Raw genomic sequence first — 18,386 nt, forward strand, 5'->3', positions numbered from 1 at the left:
CATCCCGAATTGCGAAAAGTGTCAATAAATCCATTTGTTACTGGATTTTCAAGTTCTCTGCGAATGTGAATGAAATCGCGGAGAAATGCCCCGTGGGCAGCGCGGACGGGCCGGGCCGGTCATGCCGGCCCGGCCCGTCCGGTCGGGAACCCTCGCCGTGAGCGTCGCGGCCCTCCCGCCGCCGCTCAGGGGCGCTCGCTCAGGGCTGCTCGCTCAGGGAGACGCTCGCTCAGGGGCGCTCGCTCAGGGGGCGATGCGCCGGCAGAGCCAGGCGAGCGCGAGCGGGTAGCGGTAGTCGATGCCGCCGTGTCCCGCGTCGAACAGCTCGAAACGGATCACGTCCTCCCGCACGCCCGCGTCGAGGAGCGCCTGGTGGAACGCCTGCGCGCCGATGTCCAGGAACCACTCGTCGCGCGTCCCGCCGTCGATCCAGATCGCCCGCTGCGACCGCATCGCCTCGGCGTGCCCCGGCACCATCCGGACCGGGTCGAACTCCAGCCAGCGCTCCCACACGTCCTGCCTGATGACCCCGGTGACCGGGTCGAACGGCAGTTCCGGCGTGCCGTCCTCGCGCGCGGAGTAGCAGACCGCCATGCCGAGGATGTTGAGCAGTTCCATGTCCTCGGGCTTGGTGAAGGAGGTGCGCGAGTTGAAGTCGTTCCACCAGCGCCAGATGTCGCCGTCGTACTTGCGCAGGTGCCGGACGCATTTCGGGAACTCGGGCAGGTAGGAGTATTCGAACAGGGCGTCGCCGGCGTGCGTGGCGAGGGCGCCGAACAGGTCGGGACGGAGCATCGGCGTGATCATCGCGCCGTAGCCGCCGCTGGACTTGCCGCTGATCGCCCGGTGCCCGGGGGCGTCCAGCGCCCGGTAGCGGGCGTCCACCCACGGGACGATCTCGTCGCAGATGTAGGAGTGGTAGCGGCCGGTGCCGGGCGAGTCGACGTACTGGCTGCCGCCGTGCGCGGTCCAGGCGTCCACGAACACGACGATCGCGGGCGGCGCCTCCCCGGAGGCGAACACCGCGTCCGCCGTCTCGGGGAACGGCTGCCGGTAGGGCATCCGGTTGCGCCAGATCCCGACGTGCCCGGTGAACCCGGTGATCACGTACACGGTCGGGTAGCGGCGCTCCGGCTCGTCGTCGTAGCCCGGCGGGAGATACACCAGCACGGGCCGCTCGTGCGGGTCCTTCAGCGGGTTGCCGCGCAGCAGCTCGCTGCTGACGACGTGCTCTTCCAGGCGTCCGGCGAGCTCGGCTGACCATGGCAGCATGGGCGCTCCCTCGTGGCGGGTGGATGATCACCTTGACGCTAACCCACGGACCCGCCGCCTGCGGGATGTCACGATCCGACGGGTCGTCTGGGTCCACAGTCTGAGGGAAGGAGTAACACATGACCGATAACGCCGCACGACTGCGGGAGCTGCACCGGCCCGGTGATCCGCTGCTGCTGCCGAACGTATGGGACGCCGGAAGCGCCAAGACCGTCCAGGAGGCGGGGTTCCCGGCGCTCGCCACCGCCAGCGCCGCCGTCTCCGCGATGCTCGGCTATCCCGATCACGAGGGGGCGCCGGTCGAGGAGATGTTCGCCGCCGCCGGACGCGTGATCCGCGCCGCGACCGTCCCCGTCACCGTGGACGCCGAGGCCGGGTACGGGCTGGAGCCCGCCGAGCTGGTCGAACGGCTGCTCGCCATCGGCGCCGCCGGCTGCAACCTGGAGGACACCTACGCCGGTGAGCTGGCCGAGCCGAAGGCGCAGGCCGAGTACCTGGCCGCCGTCCGGGACGCCGCCGGGGACGCCCTGGTGATCAACGCCCGGGTCGACACGTTCATCGCCAAGGTCTCCGACCCGGTCGAGGCCGCGATCGAGCGGGGCCGGCTGTACCTCGCGGCGGGCGCCGACTGCGTCTACCCGATCACCGCGCCGATGGACGCCGTCCCCGCCCTGGTCAAGGGGCTGCCGGGGCCGGTGAACGCGAACAACTTCCCGGGGACGTCCCTCGACGACCTGGCCGCCGCCGGGGTCGCCCGCGTGTCCTACGGCCCGATGGCCTACCTGCGCACCCTGGAGACCCTGAAGGAGTTCGCGACCCGCGTCAAGGAGAGGGAGGACCCGTACGCCTGAGAAGGTGTGAGGGCGCCCACTCCCGGGCGCCCTTGCAAGTACTCACTTACGCTGGCACAGTGAGACGGAAATCGCCTCTATGTCTCAGGAAGTGAGGCCGGTATGACCGTGACCGCGGAGGAGACGCCCCCGAAAGTCGTCCTCGACTCGATCAGCGGTGTCGCCCTCGCCGCCGCCGCGGCGAACGTCGTCATGCAGCTCAGCCGCCTCCCCATCGGGCATGGCGTCGCCAAGAGCACCGTCGACAGCGGGCGGGTCGACAAGCACCCGGTCAAGCGCGCCCGCACCACGCTCAGCTACATCGCCGTCGCGATGCTCGGCACCGACGGCGAGCGCAAGGCGATGCGCCAGGAGGTCAACCGCGCCCACCGCCAGGTCCGCGGCAAGGAGCCCGTCCCCTACAACGCGTTCGACCCCGAACTCCAGCTCTGGGTCGCCGCGTGCCTCTACTTCGGCGTAGAGATGATCTACGACCTCCTCTACGGGAAGCCGACCCCCGAGCAGGCCGAGGAGATGTACCACTACGGCGCCCGCTTCGGCACCACGCTGCAGATGAAGCCGGACCTGTGGCCGGCCGACCGCGCCGCCTTCGAGGAGTACTGGCAGGACGGCCTGAAGAAGATCCAGATGGACGACCTCACCCGCAGCTACCTGCGCGACCTGGTCGAACTGCGCTTCCTGCACGCCCCGGTGCGTCTCGCGCTGGGTCGCACCCACACCTTCCTGACCCTGGGCTTCCTGCCCCAGCCCTTCCGCGACGAACTCGGCTACGACTGGACGCCCCGCGACCAGCAGCGCTTCGACCGCATCACCCGGGTCCTGGCCCGCACCAACCGCCTCATGCCCCGCCCGGCCCGCGAGTTCCCCTTCAACCTCTACCTGTACGACTTCCGCCGCCGCATCAAATCAGGCCGCCCCGTCGTCTGACCCCGGCCGACGCCCGCACCCTCGCCGACGCCCGCGCCCCGGCCCGGAGCCGCGCTGATCAGTCGGTTGGACGAGATCGTCCAGGATCGTCGGTGAACCCGGTGCCGGGTTCGGCGCCGGGCTGGGTGCCGGACGGGCGGATCTGCAGTTCGAATTCGCCCCGGTGCCGTTGGACGCCGGCGACGACGGCGTCCTCAAGGACCTCCGCACCCTTGCTCTGGCGGCGCACCATCGGGTCGTCGCGGACGTCCTTGGCCAGGGAGAAGCACAGCAGGATCAGGACGATCGTGAACGGCAGCGCGCCGATGAAGGTGATGTTCTGGATGCCGTTGAGGGCCTTGTCGCCGCCGATCACCAGCATGACCGCGGCGACGCCGCCGGTCAGCGCGCCCCAGAAGATCACCATCCAGCGGGCGGGGCTGGTCGAGCCGCGCTGGGACAGCGTGCCCATGACGATCGACGCGGCGTCCGCGCCCGACACGAAGAAGATCGCCACCAGTGCCATCACGACGACCTCGGAGACGGACTCCCACGGCAGATGGCTGAGCACGTTGAAGGTGATCTGCTCCTCCGAGCCGTTCCCGTACGGGTTGCGGCCCGCGCGCTGCTGGCCGATCGCCGTCCCGCCGAAGATCGCGAACCAGACCAGGCTGACGGTGCTCGGCACGATGATCACGCCGGCGACGAACTGGCGGATGGTGCGGCCGCGGCTGATCCGGGCCAGGAACATGCCGACGAACGGCGCCCAGGAGATCCACCACGCCCAGTAGAAGATCGTCCAGCTGGCCAGGAACTTCTCCATCGCCCTGCCGCCCGTCGCGCCGGAGCGGGACGCCATCCCGCCGAAGTTCTGGATGTAGACGCCGATCGAGGTGGGCAGCAGCTCCAGGATGAAGACCGTCGGCCCGACGACGAACACGAAGGCGGCGAGGACCGCCGCCAGCACCATGTTGATGTTGGACAGCCACTGGATGCCGCGCGCGATGCCGGACACGGCCGACACGACGAAGCAGATCGTCAGCACGACGATGGTCAGCACGAGCACGGTGGTGCTGAGGCTCCCGATCCAGCCGGCCTCCTGCATGCCCGTCTGGATCTGCAGCGCGCCGAGGCCGAGGGAGGCGGCCGAGCCGAACAACGTCGCGAACAGCGCCAGGATGTCGATGAGCCTGCCCAGCGGGCCGGTGCTGCGCCGCTTGCCGAGCAGCGGCGCGAACGCCGAGCTGATCAGCTGGTCGCGGCCCCGCCGGTAGTGCCCGTACCCGATCGCGAGGCCGAGGACGGCGTAGATCGACCACGGGTGCAGCGTCCAGTGGAACATCGTGGTGGCCATGGCCGTCTCGATCGCCGGCTCGCTCCGCGGCGCGGCGGTGCCCGGGGGCGGCAGCACGTAGTGCGTGAGCGGCTCGGCGGCGCCGAAGAACATCAGCCCGATGCCCATGCCCGCGCTGAACATCATCGCGATCCACGAGACGGTGCGGAACTCCGGCTCGTCGCCCTCCCGGCCGAGCGGAATCCGCCCGTACCTGCTCACCGCGAGCCACAGCGAGAAGACCACGAACCCGGTCGCGGCGAGGACGAACAGCCAGCCGACGTTCTTCAGCAGCCAGTCCAGCGTCGCCTGCGCGGCGGAGCTCAGGCTGCCGGTGGACGCCCCGCCCCAGATCACGAAGGCCACGGAGATCACGGCGGTCACGCCGTAGACGATCCAGTCGGTGCGGGCGCGTCCGCGCTGGACGAGGGACGCCGGTTCCGTCCCGGGGTACTCGTCGCCGACCCCGGGCTCGCGGTCGCTTTCCATGATCTGGACTCTTGCCCGGTTGATCACTTCTCAGCGACACGGGAAGGTAATGCGTTCACGATCGGCGAGTGCGGCTGCCCGTCCGGCGTGGAACCGGCGCCACGCAGGTCCCGGCCTCAGCGGCTCAGCGTGATCTCCTGTTCCACCCGCGACAGCTTCTCGGGGTTGCGGACGAAGTAGAAGCCGGTGATCAGGCCGGCCTCGACCCGCACCGCCACGACGCCCTCGACCTGCCCGCCGAGCCGCAGGATGAGCCCCGGGCTGCCGTTGAGCTGGACCGGCTCGACCGACAGCGCGGCCCCGAACGCGCGCAGGCCGAGGGTCAGCAGGCGACCCACCTTGTCGGCCCCGACGACGGGGCGCGGCACGGCGCGCTTGAGCCCGCCGCCGTCGGACAGGGCGACGACGTCCGGCGCGAGGATCTCCAGGAGGTTTCGCAGGTCGCCGGTCTCGACCGCCCGCTGGAAGGCCTGGAGCGCGGCTCGGGACTCGGCCGGGGAGACCGCGTCGCGGGGACGGCGCGCGGCGACGTGCGAGCGCGCCCGGTGGGCGATCTGGCGGACCGCGGCCGAGGTCTTGCCGACCGCCTCGGCGATCTCGCCGTAGGGCAGGTCGAACACCTCGCGCAGCACGAACACCGCCCGCTCGGTCGGCGTGAGCGTCTCCAGCACGAGCAGCATCGCCATCGAGACGTTGTCGGCCAGCTCGACGTCCTCGGCCACGTCGGGCGTGGTCAGCAGCGGCTCGGGCAGCCAGGGACCGACGTAGGTCTCTTTGCGGCGCCCGAGCGTGCGCAGCCGGGTCAGCGCCTGGCGGGTGGTGATCCGCACCAGGTACGCGCGCTGATCCCGCACGGTGTCCAGGTCGACGCCCGTCCAGCGCAGCCAGGTCTCCTGCAGGACGTCCTCGGCGTCGGCGGCCGAGCCGAGCATCTCGTAGGCCACGGTGAACAGGAGGTTGCGGTGGGCGACGAACACCTCGGTGGCCACGTCCATGCGCTCGCTCATCGCCGGCTCCCGCCCTCTGGATCCCCACACTGACACACGCACAGGACGCCGGTCCCGGCTGCTTTGTGACACCCGCGAGCGGTGGCGTACGCCACACGACGCCGCCGTCACACGGTCCTCGTCCCCGGCATCTCGTGTTCGTCGGGCCGCGGCGCGGACGGGCCTCGCCGCACGCGACACCGAATCACGCCGACCACGAGTCACGTCAAGCCACACCACGAGTCACGCGACACCGCGAGTGAGGACGAAGTCATGGCAACCACGAAGGCGCAGGCCCCGGGGGTCGCACCGCGCCGCTGGGGCGCGCTGTTCTTCATCGGGCTGGCCCAGCTGATGATCATTCTGGACGGCACCGTCGTGAACATCGCGCTGCCGTCGATCCAGCGGGACCTCGCCATCTCCGACGGCGACCGGCAGTGGATCATCACGGCGTACACGCTGGCGTTCGGCGGCCTGCTGCTGCTCGGCGGCCGGATCGCGGACTACACCGGCCGCAAGCGGGCCTTCCTCATCGCGCTGGTCGGCTTCACCGCCGCGTCGGCGCTGGGCGGCGCGGCGACCGGCTTCGAGATGCTGCTGGTCGCCCGCGCCCTGCAGGGCGGGTTCGGCGCGCTGCTCGGGCCGTCCGCGCTGTCGCTGCTGACGGTGATGTTCACCGGGCCGAAGGAGCGCGCGAAGGCGTTCGGGATCTGGGGCGGCATCGCCGCGGCGGGCGGGACGTTCGGGCTGCTGGCCGGCGGGGCGCTGACCGACTACCTGGACTGGCGCTGGTGCCTGTACGTCAACATCCCGATCGCCCTGGTCGCGGTGATCGGCGGGTACGCGATCCTGACCGAGTCGCGGCGCGAGGGCCGGGCCCGCTTCGACGTTCCCGGCGTGCTCCTGGTCACCGGGGGACTGGTCGCGATCGTGTACGCCACCGGCAGGGCCGAGTCCGACGGCTGGGACTCGGCGACGGTCGTCGGCCTGCTGGCCGCCGGCGCGGTGCTGCTCGCCGCGTTCGCCCTCGTCGAGAGCCGGGTGGCGGAGCCGCTGCTGCCGCCGCGCGTGATCGCCGACCGCACCCGAGGCGCCGCCTACCTGGCCGTGGGGCTGGCCGGCGGCGCGATGTTCGCGGCGTTCCTGTTCATGACCTACTACCTTCAGGTCGCCAAGGGGTACTCGCCGATCAGGACGGGCGTGGCCTTCCTCCCGATGACCCTGGCGGTCCTGGTGTCGGCCGGCGGGCTCGCCACCCGGCTGCTGCCGAGGGCGGCGCCGCGGGCGCTGATCGTCCCCGGCATGCTCCTCGGCGCCGCCGGCATGCTGTGGATGCTCACCCTGGACGCCGGCACCTCCTACGCCGCCGGCGTGCTGGTCGCCCAGCTCCTGTTCGGCCTCGGGGCGGGCCTGATCATGCCGGTGGCCATCGACTACGCCACCCACGGCGTCGACCAGGGCGACTCGGGCGTGGCCTCGGCGGGCGTCAACACCGCGCAGCAGATCGGCAGCTCCATCGGGATCGCGCTGCTCAACACCATCGCCACCGGCGCGACCGCGGACTACCTGGCCTCGCACGGCGGAGGCCCCGGCACCGCCAGGCAGGCGGTGGTGGAAGGCTTCGGGACGGCCAGTGCCTGGGCCGCGGGGATCCTCTTCGCCGGGGCGGTGGTCGTCGCCGTCCTGATGAACACCCCGCGTCCCCGGCAGCAGGCCGGGACCGAGCACGGTGATAAGGCCGGGACCGGCGAGCCGCTGCTCGCCCGTCCCTGAACCCCGGCGGGCGCGGCCTACCGCTGAGCCGGTGGGGCCGCGCCCATGGCGCTGCCGATGTTCGTGGCCGCCGCGAACGCGCCCGGCGGCCCACCGCGGTGAGGTCCCGACGGGCCGCGGTCAGAAGACGGGGGTGCCGTCGCGGGTCAGGCGCCAGTTCTCCACGTGGAACGTCGCGGGGTCGATGGCGCCGGCGGCGGACGCGTACTCGACGATGGCTTCGCGGATGGCCACCTGGGCGTTGTAGACGACCTCGGCGGTGGTGATGTGCGGGAAGCCGCCGCCGCCTGACTGGCGGTAGTTGTTCACCGCGACGACGAACCGCTGGTCGGGCGTGACCGGGGCTCCGTCGTAGGTCATGCCGGTGATCCTGGAGTCGTCCGGTTGGGCTATGTCGACGTCGTAGGCGACGCCCGAGAACTGGTCGTAGTTGTAGTCGGGACGGTTGTTGGCGTTCGTCCAGGCGGCCGGGTCCACCGGGGCGTTCGCGGCGGTCTGCTTGAAGTACCGGGCGGAGTACTCCAGGTAGTCCTTGATCTGGGACCCCGTGAGGACGCAGGCCAGAAGTGTGTTGTCGTAGATGTAGAGGCCGGCGATGTCCCTGATGGTCACCTTCCCGGCGGGGAAGGTGGCCGCCCGGCTGAAGGGGGCCGCGATCGACACCACGGGAAGGGACGCGTGCTCGGTGCCCGCGAGCGCGTCCTTGACCTCGGCCGTCTGGACGAGGTGGATGTAGTCGAGGATCGCGGTGTCCTTCCAGCAGGACTCCGCGGCGGACATCTCCTCGGTCGACGTGGCCACTTCCTTGTTGACGTAGGCCACCACCGCGTCGTGCTGCTTCTTGACCAGGGTGACCAGTTCCGGGTCCTCCTGGACGGTGTTGGTGTTCACGGTCGTCGCGGATCTGCCGGTGACCTTCCAGCGGCCTCGCTCGTGCCGCAGGGTCAGGTCGAAGACGGAGAGGCGTTCGCCCCAGCACTTCGGTTCGCTCATCACGACGGTCTGGCCGGTGACCTCGTTGGTGACGAAACGTTCCGGTATCTCCAGGTGCGCGTGCCCGAACAGGACGGCGTCGATGCCCGGGACCTGCTCGGCCACCAGGGCGGACGCGTTCTCGACGGGGAGGGCGTCGCCGTAGGACGAGGTGCCGCTGTCACCGGAGTGCGCGCTGACGATCACCACGTCGGCGCCCTGGGCGCGGATGACCGGGACCCAGCGCCGGGCCGTCTCGACCAGGTCCAGGAAGTCGAGCTTGCCGGAGACGTTCGCCTTGTCCCAGATGGCGATGCCCGGGTTCGTCAGCCCCAGCAGGCCGACGCGAATCGGCGGGTGCCCCCGGACGTGCAGCCGCTTGATGATGTACGGCCGGTAGGCGGGACGGCGGGTACCCGTGTGGACGGCGTTGGCGGCCAGCACCGGCGCGTCCATCTGGCTGATCCACTCGTCCAGGAACGGGATGCCGTAGTTGAACTCGTGGTTGCCGAGCGCCACGGCGTCATAGCCGATGGCGTTCATCTGGAGGGCGATCGGATGCGTCCTGCCGGTCTCGGTGATCGGCTCGACGGTGGCGTAGTAGAAGCCCAGGGGAGTTCCCTGGATGGTGTCGCCGGCGTCGAAGAGGAGGGTGCGGTCGCGTCCGCGGGAGGCGCGGACCTCGTTGACCAGGCTTGAGACGCGGGCCAGGCCGACCACGTTGCCGTCGCGGTCGCTGTACTCGGCGTCCTTGTAGTAGTCCCAGTCGACCGCGTGGCTGTGGATGTCGGACGTGCCCATCACGGTGATGGTCACCGACTCGCCGTCCGCCGGCCTCGGAGGCGTCGCCGCCGAGGCGGAACCGGGCCAGCCCGCCAGGGCGAGGGCGCCCGCGGCGGTCAGTCCGCCGAGGACCTGGCGGCGGCCGATCTCCTCGGGGACCCGGCACGAACACCAGCGGGGCTGTGGTTTCTGCATGACGCACCCGTTCCTTCCGCAGGGGACGGCAGAACGATAGGCCCGTCGCCCGGGTTCGATGCCGGTGAGATCTTCCGATCCTGGGGGATGTTCGTTGGCAGTCCCCGACAATGCCGGGCTTGTCCGAAACCATCGGCGAGTCGGGTGTGGTCTGGGTCACAGCAGCTCTCGGGTGTCCCTTTAAGTCACTTCTAAACCACCTTCTTTCTGTTTCTGCGGTGTTGCCGGGTATGAGGATTTATGTTCCTCTATTTACGACACTGTCCGATTGCGGGTCGCTCCCGGCCGATTCCGCACCGCCCGCCATCCGCCGGCCGCCTCCGCTCTCCAGCGGCGGGCCGTCCGGCCGCCCAGCCACCGACGACGCACGCCGAACGCAGCGAAAGCGGAGGGTCCGGATGCGCAAGGAGACGCTGGAGAGCTTCGTCCTCGGGGACGTCCTCCGGTCACAGGCGCAGGTTCACCGAAGGCAGACGTTTCTCAAGTTCCGCGACGGCGAGGTCACCTACGGCGAGGTGGACGACGCCGCCGACCGGCTGGCGCGCGCCCTGTCCGGCGCCGGTATCGGACGCGGTGACCATGTGGGCCTGATGCTGCCCAACTGCGCCGACTTCGTCCATCTCGTGTTCGCGCTGGCGCGGCTCGGCGCGGTCGCCGTCCCGATCAACATCGCGTACAAGGGGGAACTGCTCCGGCACGTCCTGGAAAGTTCCGACTCCGGGTGGCTCATCATCGACGGCCCGTACGCGGAAAGGATCGTCGAGGTCGCCGGGCGGCTGCCGAGGCTCCGCGGTGTCCTCGTGCGCGACGCCGCCGCGGCCGGGGTGCTGCTCGACCGGCTCGGCAGGCCCGCGCGAGAGCTGAACGCCCTGCCGGACGAGGGCGGCACGGTCGACGTGCGGGTCGGCTTCGGGGACATGCAGGCGATCATGTACACGTCCGGGACGACCGGGCCGTCCAAGGGCGCCATGGTCCCCCATGCGCTGGCGCTGACCTGCGCGTACGACTCGCTCGACTTCCTCGACCGGTGGGGCAAGACGATCTACTGCCCGCTGCCGCTCTTCCACGCCGCCGCGCTCTGGGACGGCATGCTCTCGGCCCTGCTCGGCGGCGGCTCGATCGCGCTCGTCGAACGGTTCAGCGCGTCCAGGTTCTGGGACGACGTGCGCCGCTTCGACGCCCGGGTCTGCATGAGCGTGTTCTCGATGATCCCGATTCTGCTGAACCGGCCGCCGACGTCGCGGGACCGCGACCACCGGCTGGAGACCTTCTACATGGGCAAGTCCAACCTGGACGAGCCGATGCGGGAGCGGTTCGGCGTCCGGTCGGTCGAGACCTACACCAGCACCGAGGCGGGCATCGCGACCGGCAGCCCGTACGGCGAATGGCGGGTCGGCTCGTGCGGGCAGGCGCACGACGAGCGGTTCCAGGTCGCGGTCGTGGACGAGCACGACCGGGAGCTCGGGCCGGGGGAACCGGGGGAGCTGGTGCTGCGGCCGAAGCAGCCGTTCGTCCTCACGACCGGCTACTACGGCAACTGGGAGGCGACGACCCGCTGCTTCCGGAACATGTGGTTCCACACCGGTGACCGGGTATGGCGTGACGACGACGGGTACTTCTACTTTCTCGATCGGATGAAGGACGCGATCCGCCGGCGAGGGGAGAACATCTCGGCCTTCGACCTGGAGACCGAGATCAACCGGCATCCGGCGGTGCTGGAGTGCGCCGCGATCGGCGTGCCCTCGGAGCTGGAGGACGAGGACATCAAGGTGTCGATCGTCGTGCAACCCGACACCGGGCTCGACCCGGGGGAGCTCGTCGCCTACTGCGAGGAGCGGCTGCCGCGTTCCATGATCCCGCGCTACGTCGAGTTCGTGGACGCCCTGCCGCGCACGCCGACCGACAAGGTCGCCAAGTACAAGCTGCGGGCACAGGGCGAGGCCGGGATCACCGAGACGACCTGGGACCGGGAGGCGGACGCACCGTGAACTGGGACGACACGCCAGAGCAGGCGGCCTTCCGCGAGGAGGTGCGGGCCTTCATCAGGGACGAGTTCCCCGCCTCGTACCGTCCGGCGGGGGAGGAGGAGCAGAGCCTCGAACCCGAGGACGTCGCCGGCTACAACTGGCCCGTCGACCGGGTCGCGGACGATCCGGGACGGCGCGAGGGGGCGCGGGCGTGGGCGGCGGCGCTGGCCGGGCGCGGCTGGATCGCCCCGCACTGGCCGGTGGAGTACGGCGGCGCCGGGCTGTCGCCGCTGGAGGAGTTCGTCCTGCACGAGGAGATGATGCGGGCGCGGGTGCCGACCGTGAACGGCATCGGCGCGTTCCTCCTCGGCCCGACGCTGCTGGTGCACGGCACCGACGAGCAGAAGGCCCGGCACCTGCCGCCGATCGCGACGGGCCGGGCGACCTGGGCGCAGGGCTTCTCCGAACCGGGCTCGGGCTCCGATCTGGCCTCGCTGCGGACGCGCGCCGTCCGCGACGGCGACGACTACGTGGTGGACGGCCAGAAGGTGTGGACGTCCCTCGGCCAGTACGCCGACTGGCTGTTCGTCCTGGTCCGCACCGACCCCGACGCCGAGAAACCTCACCGCGGCATCACGTTCCTGCTCATCGAGGCGGACGCGCCCGGCGTGACGATCCGTCCCATCACCGACATCCGGGGCTCCGCGCCGTTCTGCGAGATCTTCTTCGAGGGCGTCCGGGTGCCGGTGGAGAACCGGGTCGGCGAGGAGAACCGCGGCTGGTACGTGGCGATGTCCGCGCTCGGCTTCGAGCGGGCCGGGATCGGCGCCACGATCAAGTACGAGCAGGCGCTCGCCGAACTGGTCGCGTACCTGCGCTCGCCGGACGGGCGGCGCTTCGCGCGCGACACCCCGGCGCTGCGGCAGGAGATCGCGCGCCGGCGGACCGAGATCCGCGTCCTCTACAACCTTGCCCGCTACACCGTGTCGCGGCAGGCGGCGGGGGACGAACCCGACTTCGAGGCGTCCATCAACCAGCTGTTCGGCGCGGAGCTGCACCAGCGGCTCGCCCGCACCGGCGCCCGCGCGTTCGGCCGGGCCGCCGCGCTCTGGGAGCGGGAGGGCGCTCCCCTGAACGCCGCGTTCACCCACATGCGCCGGGACTCGGTGGCGTCCACCTTCCTGGGCGGCACCACCGAGATCCAGCGCAACGTCATCGCCACCCGGGGCCTGAACCTGCCCCGCACCTGACCACTTCACCGGCCTCACCACCAGGAGGAGAGCGACCTATGCCCGACGAGAACGGCTACGAGACCGTCGACCTGCGGATCGAGGAGCGGGTCGCCTGGCTGACGCTGAACCGGCCGGACAAGCTCAACGCCCTGACGCCCACGACGATGACGGAGCTGCGCGACATCTTCACCCGCGTGGACGACGACGAGGACGTGTGCGTCGTGGTGCTGCGCGGCGCCGGGGAGCGCGCGTTCTGCGCCGGGATGGACCTGTCGTGGTCGGAGAAGCTGACCCCGCGCGAGCGCATCGAGCAGGGCCGGCTCGGCGAGAAGACGTTCGCGATGATGGAGCGGCTGTCGGTGCCGGTGATCGCGGCCGTGCACGGCTACGCGGTGGGCGGCGGCCTGGAGCTGGCGCTCGCGGCCGACTTCATCATCGCCTCCGACAACGCGAAGATGGGGCTCGTCGAGATCACGCTGTCGGCGCGTCCGCCGTACCGGCCGAAGATGACCGAGGACGGCGACCCCGACCAGCCCGAGTTCGGCGGGTCGGCGCCCGGCTGGGGCGGCGTGAAGCGGCTGCCCGAGCGCATCGGCAAGGCCCGCGCCAAGGAGTTGCTGTTCACCGGCGCCCGCATCGACGCGGAACGAGCGCTCCAGGTGGGTCTGGTCAACGACGTCTACCCGGCGGACGAGTTCGACAAGCGGATCGGCGAGCTGGCCGAGCGCATCGCCGCGATGAACCGCTACAACCTGCGGCTCGTCAAGGAACTCGTCACCTACGGCTACGACTGGATCGAGCCGCATCCCAGCTAGGAGGACCCGTGCAGATCTACCGCATCGATCATGTCGCGCAGGTGACCGCCGACCTCGACGCTCAGGTCGCGCTGCTGGAGGGGCTGTTCGGGTTCCGGCGCGTCCGGAGCTGGGACAACCCGGGGGAGGGCGTGCGCGGCGCCCGACTGGAGATCCCCGGCAGCCGGGGGCAGGCGTGGGAGGTCCTCGCGCCGGCCGGCGACGGCTCGTCCCTGCGGACCTGGCTGGACGAGCACGGCGGACGTCCCGGGCTGCACCACGTCGGCGCCGAAGTGCCCGACCTCGAAGCCGTCCAGGCGGAACTCGAAGTGCGCGGCATCAAACCGACCGACGGGGCGCGCGGACACTGGCTGGAGGCGTCGCTCAGCCCGCCCGAGCACGGCCCCGGCGTGCTGTTCCGCCTCCGCGGGCCCGGCGACCTGGACATGTGCGGCGACTCCGCGGCGTCGGCGGCGTCGGCCCCGGCGGCCGGGACCGGTTCGCCGGACGGGCCGTCCCTCGGCATCGTGGCGCTCGACCACATCTGCCAGGCGTTCCCCGACCGCGACGCGCTCGCCCGCTGGTACCACGAGCTGGCGGGCTTCGTGCAGGTGTGGCGGACGGCCGACGACGAGCATCCCGACATGGCCGACCTCGTGCTGAACATCCCCGGCTCGTCGATCTGCTGGGAAGTGATCATGCCGCGCGGCGAGGACTCGTTCATCGAGCGGTTCCTCGACAAGGGCGGCCCCGGCGCCCACCACGTCACCTTCGAGGTGGACGACTGGGACGCGGCCATGGCCGCCTGCGAGCACCACGAAACGCCGACCTTCGACGACGAGGAAGGCAGCACCGACGGCGCCGCCTGGAAGCACACGTTCATCCACCCGAAGCACACCGGCGGCGTCCTCGTCCAGCTGTTCTGGGAGGAACGGCCGGGCGTGTGGGTCCGCTCCGACAAGGTGCCGCCGCCATGGACCTGAGCCTCACCGAGGACCAGGAGATGATCGCCTCCACCGCCCGGGAGGTCCTGGCGTCGCGGGCCGCGACCGCCGGGGCGCGGGCGATGGACGGCGACCCGGCCGGCTACTCGGCCGCGCTCTGGAAGGAGATGGTCGGACTCGGCTGGACCGGCCTCGCCTTCCCCGAGGAGCACGGCGGTGTGGGCGGCGAGTTCCTGGACGTGTGCCTGCTGTTCGAGCAACTGGGATACGCGCAGGCCCCGAGCCCGCTGCTGGCGTCGGTGGCCTGCTGCGGGATGCCGGTGGCGCGGTTCGGGACGTCCGCGCAGAAGGAGCGGTGGCTGACCGCGATCGCTGACGGCCGCGTGGTGACCGCGGCACCGCTGCCCTGGGACCGTCCGGGGGAGGGGCCGGTGGCGTCACGGGACGGCGATGCCTTCGTCCTCAACGGGACCGCGACGTTCGTCCCGTACGCGGCCTCGGCCGAGAACATCCTGGTGGTGGCGCGGCTCGACGGTGAGCCGCACGCCTTCTGGGTGGACGTCCCGGACGTCGTGCTCCAGCCGCTCGGCACGATCGGCGCCGACCGTCCGTGCCACGTCGAGCTGGACGACGTCCGCACCGAGGATGCTCTCGGAGTGGACGCGGCCAACTCGATCACGCTGTTCGGCGCCGCCGCGACCTGCGCGGAGATGGTGGGTGCGGCCCAACGTGTCCTGGACATGACGGTCGAGTACGCGACGGAACGCGAGCAGTTCGGCCGCGCCATCGGGTCTTTCCAGGCCGTCCAGCACCACTGCGCGAACATGGCGATCGACGTGCTCGGCTCCCGGTTCATCGCCTACGAGGCCATCTGGCTGCTGTCGGCCGACAGGGAGGCGGCGCAGGAAGTGGCGATGGCCAAGGCATGGGTGAGCGAAGCGTACGAACGGGTGTGCGCGCTAGGCCACCAGGTACACGGCGCGATCGGCTTCACCCAGGAGCACGACCTGCACCTGTTCTCCGAACATGCCATGACCGCGTCCCTGGCCTACGGCGACGCCGACCACCACTTCGACACCCTCGCCGACGACCTCGACCCGCACTGACACCGAGGGCGCCTGGCCGGGGCCGCCCCCCGGCCAGGCGTTATCGGGTGGCTATTGGGGGATGACGGAGTAGACCATTCGCTTGCCGGGGTGCTCGCCGACGGTCCAGATCGTGCCGAGCGTCGGGCTGGACGCGGCGCCGCCCTGCCAGTGCGACAGGTCCTCCGGGCCGATGCCCAGATCCTGCTGATCCGCGATCTGCAGCGTGACGGTGGACGACGTCGCCGGCTCGGTGGTGTAGAGCGTCCCGGCCTCCTGGTCGTGGCTGCGGCTGAGGTACCAGCGTCCGTTGAAACGGGTCGCGCCCTGGACGTTGCTCTCCGGCAGCTTGTGCGCCACATCGGCGTTCCACCGGTAGGCGGTGTCCATGATCAGGTTGTTGCCGGCGTCGAACGCGCCGGCGATGGGCCAAGCGGCGACCCGTCCGTTGGCCTCCTCGCCACCGGCGCAGTACTCGCCGGAGATGAGGTGGTCGGTGCCGCTGCGGTCGAGCGAGACGTAGGAGAAGTTCGGCGCCTGGTCGGAGGAGCTGCACGTCGTCCCCGTGGCGGCGGTCCGCGTCCAGGAGCCGACCTGCGGCATGACGTAGCGGTAGCCGTAGCCGTAGTAGGTGTCGCCGTGCAGGCCGACCATGTCCGCGCCGCTCGTCGTCCCGTTCTCGGACGCGCCCAGGTCGTATATGCGGCGCATGTCGAACATCCGGAACCCGCGCGCGGTGTCGGCGACGAACAGGTAGTTGCCGTACCAGAGGATGCCGCCGCCGTGCAGCGCCTTGTTGTATTCCGTGTCGGCGGGGTCCTCCGACACCCGGATCGTGTCGTAGTCGCCGTCGGCCCGCGGATACACCAGCAGGACGTGCCGGTAGGCGCCGGTGTACGGGTTGATGAAGCTGATGCGGAGGCCCTTGACCATCCCGTCGGCGTTGTCGTTGTGGTCGTACCAGCTGACCAGGACCGGCTGGTAGCCGTCGCCCCACACGCGGTCGGACTGCATGTCCGCCACCGTGGTGACGCCCTGCGGATACCAGTCGGGGGTGCCGTTGTCACCATCGTCGCCGTTGTCGCCGCCGGTGAAGCAGATGCTCCGTTCGACGTCGACGTGACTTCCCGGCTGGAAGGCGGCGCCGTTGCAGCTCGCGCCCACGGCGACCGGCGTCGTTGTGTTCTGCCGGTTGAGGTCGTTCATGATGCCGGTGACGGTGCCCTTCACCAGCGGGAGGGCGTCGGCGCGGTCTTGGAGATCGGTGCCGTAGGAGTTCGGGCGGAGCTGGAAGTTGGACAGGGACAGCTCGTCCGCGGACGCCGGGGCCTGCAGCGCGGCGACCAGTGGGAAGGCGAGGGACAGGGCTGCGAGGGAAACCAGACTTCGACGGTGGCGCATGCGCACTCCCCACGGCCGGGCCCGGCCGGTGAAGCTGGGGAGCGGCGGGACCTCCGGCCGAGATCGACTATGTCGGCCCGAACAAGATGCCATGAATGCCGCATTTGTTCCATAACGGATCCCGGCGGAAAGTGATCAGCTTCACTTTCCGTACCGCGGGCGGCATAGGTTTGCGGGATGGACGTGGTCGTTGCCGTCGTCGCGACGCTGCTGCTGACCTGGGTTCCGGCGCTGCTGTGGTGGCGGCGGCGCGGACGCGCCGGTGACCTCGGCGGCCCCGCGCGGCGGGCGACGTTCGAGATGCTGCACACCGCGTCCCGCGCGGCGCCCGCGTTCCGCGGCGGGCTGACCGGGCAGGGCGCGCAGAAGGCCGCGCGGCACCTGCGCGCGCTGCTCGACTGCCCCGCGCTGGCGATCACCGACGGCGAGCGGCTGCTGGCCTGGGACGGCGAGCACGACCACCACGCCGCGGACGGCCTGGCGCACGCCGAGGTCACGCTGGGGAACGGGCGCACCCAGGTGCACGACGTGCCCTGCGACCTGATCGACTGCCCCATCCGGCGGGTCGTGGTCGTCCCGCTCGCCACGGGCGACCGGGTCATCGGGACGCTCGCCGCGTACGGGGAGGACGTCCCCGCCGGGCTGATCCGCGCCGCCGAGGAGGTCGCGCAGTGGGTGGACGCCCAGCTCGAACTCGCCGAGCTCGACCACTCGCGGGCCCTGCTGATGGAGGCGGAGATGCGGGCGCTGCGGGCGCAGATCTCGCCCCACTTCATCTACAACTCGCTGACCACGATCGCGTCGTTCGTCCGGTCCGACCCGGAGCGGGCGCGGGAGCTGCTGCTGGAGTTCGCCGGTTTCACGCGCTACTCGTTCCGGCGGCACGGCGACTTCACGACGCTCGCCGAGGAACTGCGCTCGATCGACCGGTACCTGCTGTTGCAGCGCGCCCGGTTCGGCGAGGAACTGCGGGTGACGCTGCGGATCGCGCCCGAGGTGCTCCCGGTGGCCGTCCCGTTCCTGTGCCTGCAGCCGCTCGTGGAGAACGCCGTCCGGCACGGGCTCCAGGACAGGTCGGAGCCCGGACTCATCACGATCGTGGCGGAGGACGCCGGGTCCGACTGCGTGATCAGCGTGGAGGACGACGGGATCGGCATGGACCCAGAGGAAGTCCGGCGGCTGCTCGCGGGAGAGCGGCGCACACCGTCCGGCGGGACGGACGAGGCCGGGATCGGGCTCGCCAACGTCGACGACCGGCTCCGCCAGGTGTACGGGGACGAGTACGGCATCGCCGTGGAGACCGGACCGGGCGCCGGGACGAAGGTGATCGTGCGCGTCCCCAAGTACCGTCCGGGCGTCACGGCCTCTTGATAGGCGTGCCGTGCGCGTCCTGGAGGGGCGGC

14 protein-coding genes are annotated in these 18,386 nt (G+C 70.8%); 9 read left to right on the top strand and 5 right to left on the bottom strand.

Annotated features, from left to right (window positions below; translation table 11 throughout):
• Positions 1–243: 243 nt before the first annotated feature.
• Positions 244–1,272 carry an alpha/beta hydrolase gene (locus SM418_RS11265; protein WP_371940657.1) on the bottom strand — a complete coding sequence of 343 codons (1,029 nt, stop codon included), beginning with the start codon at positions 1,270–1,272 and terminating at the stop codon, positions 244–246.
• Between the two features lie 119 nt (positions 1,273–1,391).
• On the opposite strand from SM418_RS11265, the gene SM418_RS11270 reads away from it, so the two are divergent.
• The gene (locus SM418_RS11270) at positions 1,392–2,123 is read left to right on the top strand and encodes an isocitrate lyase/PEP mutase family protein (RefSeq protein WP_371940656.1); all 732 of its coding nucleotides are present in this window, start codon (positions 1,392–1,394) and stop codon (positions 2,121–2,123) included.
• A gap of 102 nt (positions 2,124–2,225) precedes the next feature.
• Positions 2,226–3,050 (top strand): oxygenase MpaB family protein, encoded by an 825-nt coding sequence (locus tag SM418_RS11275; RefSeq protein ID WP_371940655.1) that lies wholly within the window; start codon positions 2,226–2,228, stop codon positions 3,048–3,050.
• A gap of 58 nt (positions 3,051–3,108) precedes the next feature.
• On the opposite strand, the gene SM418_RS11280 is transcribed toward SM418_RS11275, so the two are convergent.
• Together SM418_RS11280 and SM418_RS11285 are read right to left on the bottom strand one after the other, a co-directional pair.
• On the bottom strand, positions 3,109–4,851 hold the full coding sequence (locus tag SM418_RS11280) for a BCCT family transporter (protein ID WP_371940654.1): 1,743 nt from the start codon (positions 4,849–4,851) through the stop codon (positions 3,109–3,111).
• 116 nt (positions 4,852–4,967) lie between these two features.
• Entirely contained in the window at positions 4,968–5,858 is an 891-nt protein-coding gene (locus SM418_RS11285) for an RNA polymerase sigma-70 factor (RefSeq protein WP_371940653.1), read from the bottom strand.
• A gap of 252 nt (positions 5,859–6,110) precedes the next feature.
• Between SM418_RS11285 and SM418_RS11290 the strand changes: the two genes are divergently transcribed.
• The gene (locus SM418_RS11290; RefSeq protein WP_371940652.1) at positions 6,111–7,610 is read left to right on the top strand and encodes an MFS transporter; all 1,500 of its coding nucleotides are present in this window, start codon (positions 6,111–6,113) and stop codon (positions 7,608–7,610) included.
• Between the two features lie 120 nt (positions 7,611–7,730).
• Here the strand turns inward: SM418_RS11290 and SM418_RS11295 are convergent, their stop codons facing one another.
• Positions 7,731–9,560: a bifunctional metallophosphatase/5'-nucleotidase gene (locus SM418_RS11295; RefSeq protein WP_371940651.1), complete on the bottom strand. Its 1,830-nt coding sequence runs from the start codon at positions 9,558–9,560 to the stop codon at positions 7,731–7,733.
• A gap of 398 nt (positions 9,561–9,958) precedes the next feature.
• Between SM418_RS11295 and SM418_RS11300 the strand changes: the two genes are divergently transcribed.
• From SM418_RS11300 to SM418_RS11320, 5 genes are read left to right on the top strand one after another with little or no spacing between them, the layout of a single operon-like run.
• Positions 9,959–11,548, top strand: a complete 1,590-nt coding sequence (locus SM418_RS11300; protein ID WP_371940650.1) for an AMP-binding protein — start codon at positions 9,959–9,961, stop codon at positions 11,546–11,548.
• Entirely contained in the window at positions 11,545–12,777 is a 1,233-nt protein-coding gene (locus SM418_RS11305; protein ID WP_371940649.1) for an acyl-CoA dehydrogenase family protein, read from the top strand. The genes SM418_RS11300 and SM418_RS11305 overlap by 4 nt, the downstream gene beginning before the upstream one ends.
• Positions 12,778–12,815: 38 nt before the next feature.
• Complete coding sequence (locus SM418_RS11310) at positions 12,816–13,574, top strand: enoyl-CoA hydratase/isomerase family protein (RefSeq protein WP_371940648.1); 759 nt, start codon at positions 12,816–12,818, stop codon at positions 13,572–13,574.
• Positions 13,575–13,582: 8 nt separating this feature from the next.
• Positions 13,583–14,536, top strand: a complete 954-nt coding sequence (locus SM418_RS11315) for a VOC family protein (protein WP_371940647.1) — start codon at positions 13,583–13,585, stop codon at positions 14,534–14,536.
• Entirely contained in the window at positions 14,527–15,603 is a 1,077-nt protein-coding gene (locus SM418_RS11320) for an acyl-CoA dehydrogenase family protein (protein WP_371940646.1), read from the top strand. Before SM418_RS11315 ends, SM418_RS11320 begins: the two co-directional genes overlap by 10 nt.
• Before the next feature lie 51 nt (positions 15,604–15,654).
• Here SM418_RS11320 and SM418_RS11325 read toward each other — a convergent pair whose 3' ends face one another.
• The gene (locus SM418_RS11325; RefSeq protein ID WP_371940645.1) at positions 15,655–16,983 is read right to left on the bottom strand and encodes a hypothetical protein; all 1,329 of its coding nucleotides are present in this window, start codon (positions 16,981–16,983) and stop codon (positions 15,655–15,657) included.
• A 177-nt stretch (positions 16,984–17,160) separates the two neighbouring features.
• On the opposite strand from SM418_RS11325, the gene SM418_RS11330 reads away from it, so the two are divergent.
• Positions 17,161–18,354, top strand: a complete 1,194-nt coding sequence (locus tag SM418_RS11330) for a sensor histidine kinase (protein ID WP_371940644.1) — start codon at positions 17,161–17,163, stop codon at positions 18,352–18,354.
• Positions 18,355–18,386 lie beyond the last annotated feature (32 nt).

The organism is Actinomadura chokoriensis (assembly GCF_041463665.1).
In the GTDB taxonomy this organism is placed as follows: domain Bacteria; phylum Actinomycetota; class Actinomycetes; order Streptosporangiales; family Streptosporangiaceae; genus Spirillospora; species Spirillospora chokoriensis_A.

Excerpts from the sequence above, each read along its gene's own strand:
- SM418_RS11265 (WP_371940657.1), bottom strand. The coding sequence starts at position 1,272 with ATGCTGCCATGGTCAGCCGAGCTCGCCGGACGCCTGGAAGAGCACGTC.
- SM418_RS11270 (WP_371940656.1), top strand. The coding sequence starts at position 1,392 with ATGACCGATAACGCCGCACGACTGCGGGAGCTGCACCGGCCCGGTGAT.
- SM418_RS11275 (WP_371940655.1), top strand. The coding sequence starts at position 2,226 with ATGACCGTGACCGCGGAGGAGACGCCCCCGAAAGTCGTCCTCGACTCG.
- SM418_RS11280 (WP_371940654.1), bottom strand. The coding sequence starts at position 4,851 with ATGGAAAGCGACCGCGAGCCCGGGGTCGGCGACGAGTACCCCGGGACG.
- SM418_RS11285 (WP_371940653.1), bottom strand. The coding sequence starts at position 5,858 with ATGAGCGAGCGCATGGACGTGGCCACCGAGGTGTTCGTCGCCCACCGC.
- SM418_RS11290 (WP_371940652.1), top strand. The coding sequence starts at position 6,111 with ATGGCAACCACGAAGGCGCAGGCCCCGGGGGTCGCACCGCGCCGCTGG.
- SM418_RS11295 (WP_371940651.1), bottom strand. The coding sequence starts at position 9,560 with ATGCAGAAACCACAGCCCCGCTGGTGTTCGTGCCGGGTCCCCGAGGAG.
- SM418_RS11300 (WP_371940650.1), top strand. The coding sequence starts at position 9,959 with ATGCGCAAGGAGACGCTGGAGAGCTTCGTCCTCGGGGACGTCCTCCGG.
- SM418_RS11310 (WP_371940648.1), top strand. The coding sequence starts at position 12,816 with ATGCCCGACGAGAACGGCTACGAGACCGTCGACCTGCGGATCGAGGAG.
- SM418_RS11320 (WP_371940646.1), top strand. The coding sequence starts at position 14,527 with ATGGACCTGAGCCTCACCGAGGACCAGGAGATGATCGCCTCCACCGCC.
- SM418_RS11325 (WP_371940645.1), bottom strand. The coding sequence starts at position 16,983 with ATGCGCCACCGTCGAAGTCTGGTTTCCCTCGCAGCCCTGTCCCTCGCC.
- SM418_RS11330 (WP_371940644.1), top strand. The coding sequence starts at position 17,161 with ATGGACGTGGTCGTTGCCGTCGTCGCGACGCTGCTGCTGACCTGGGTT.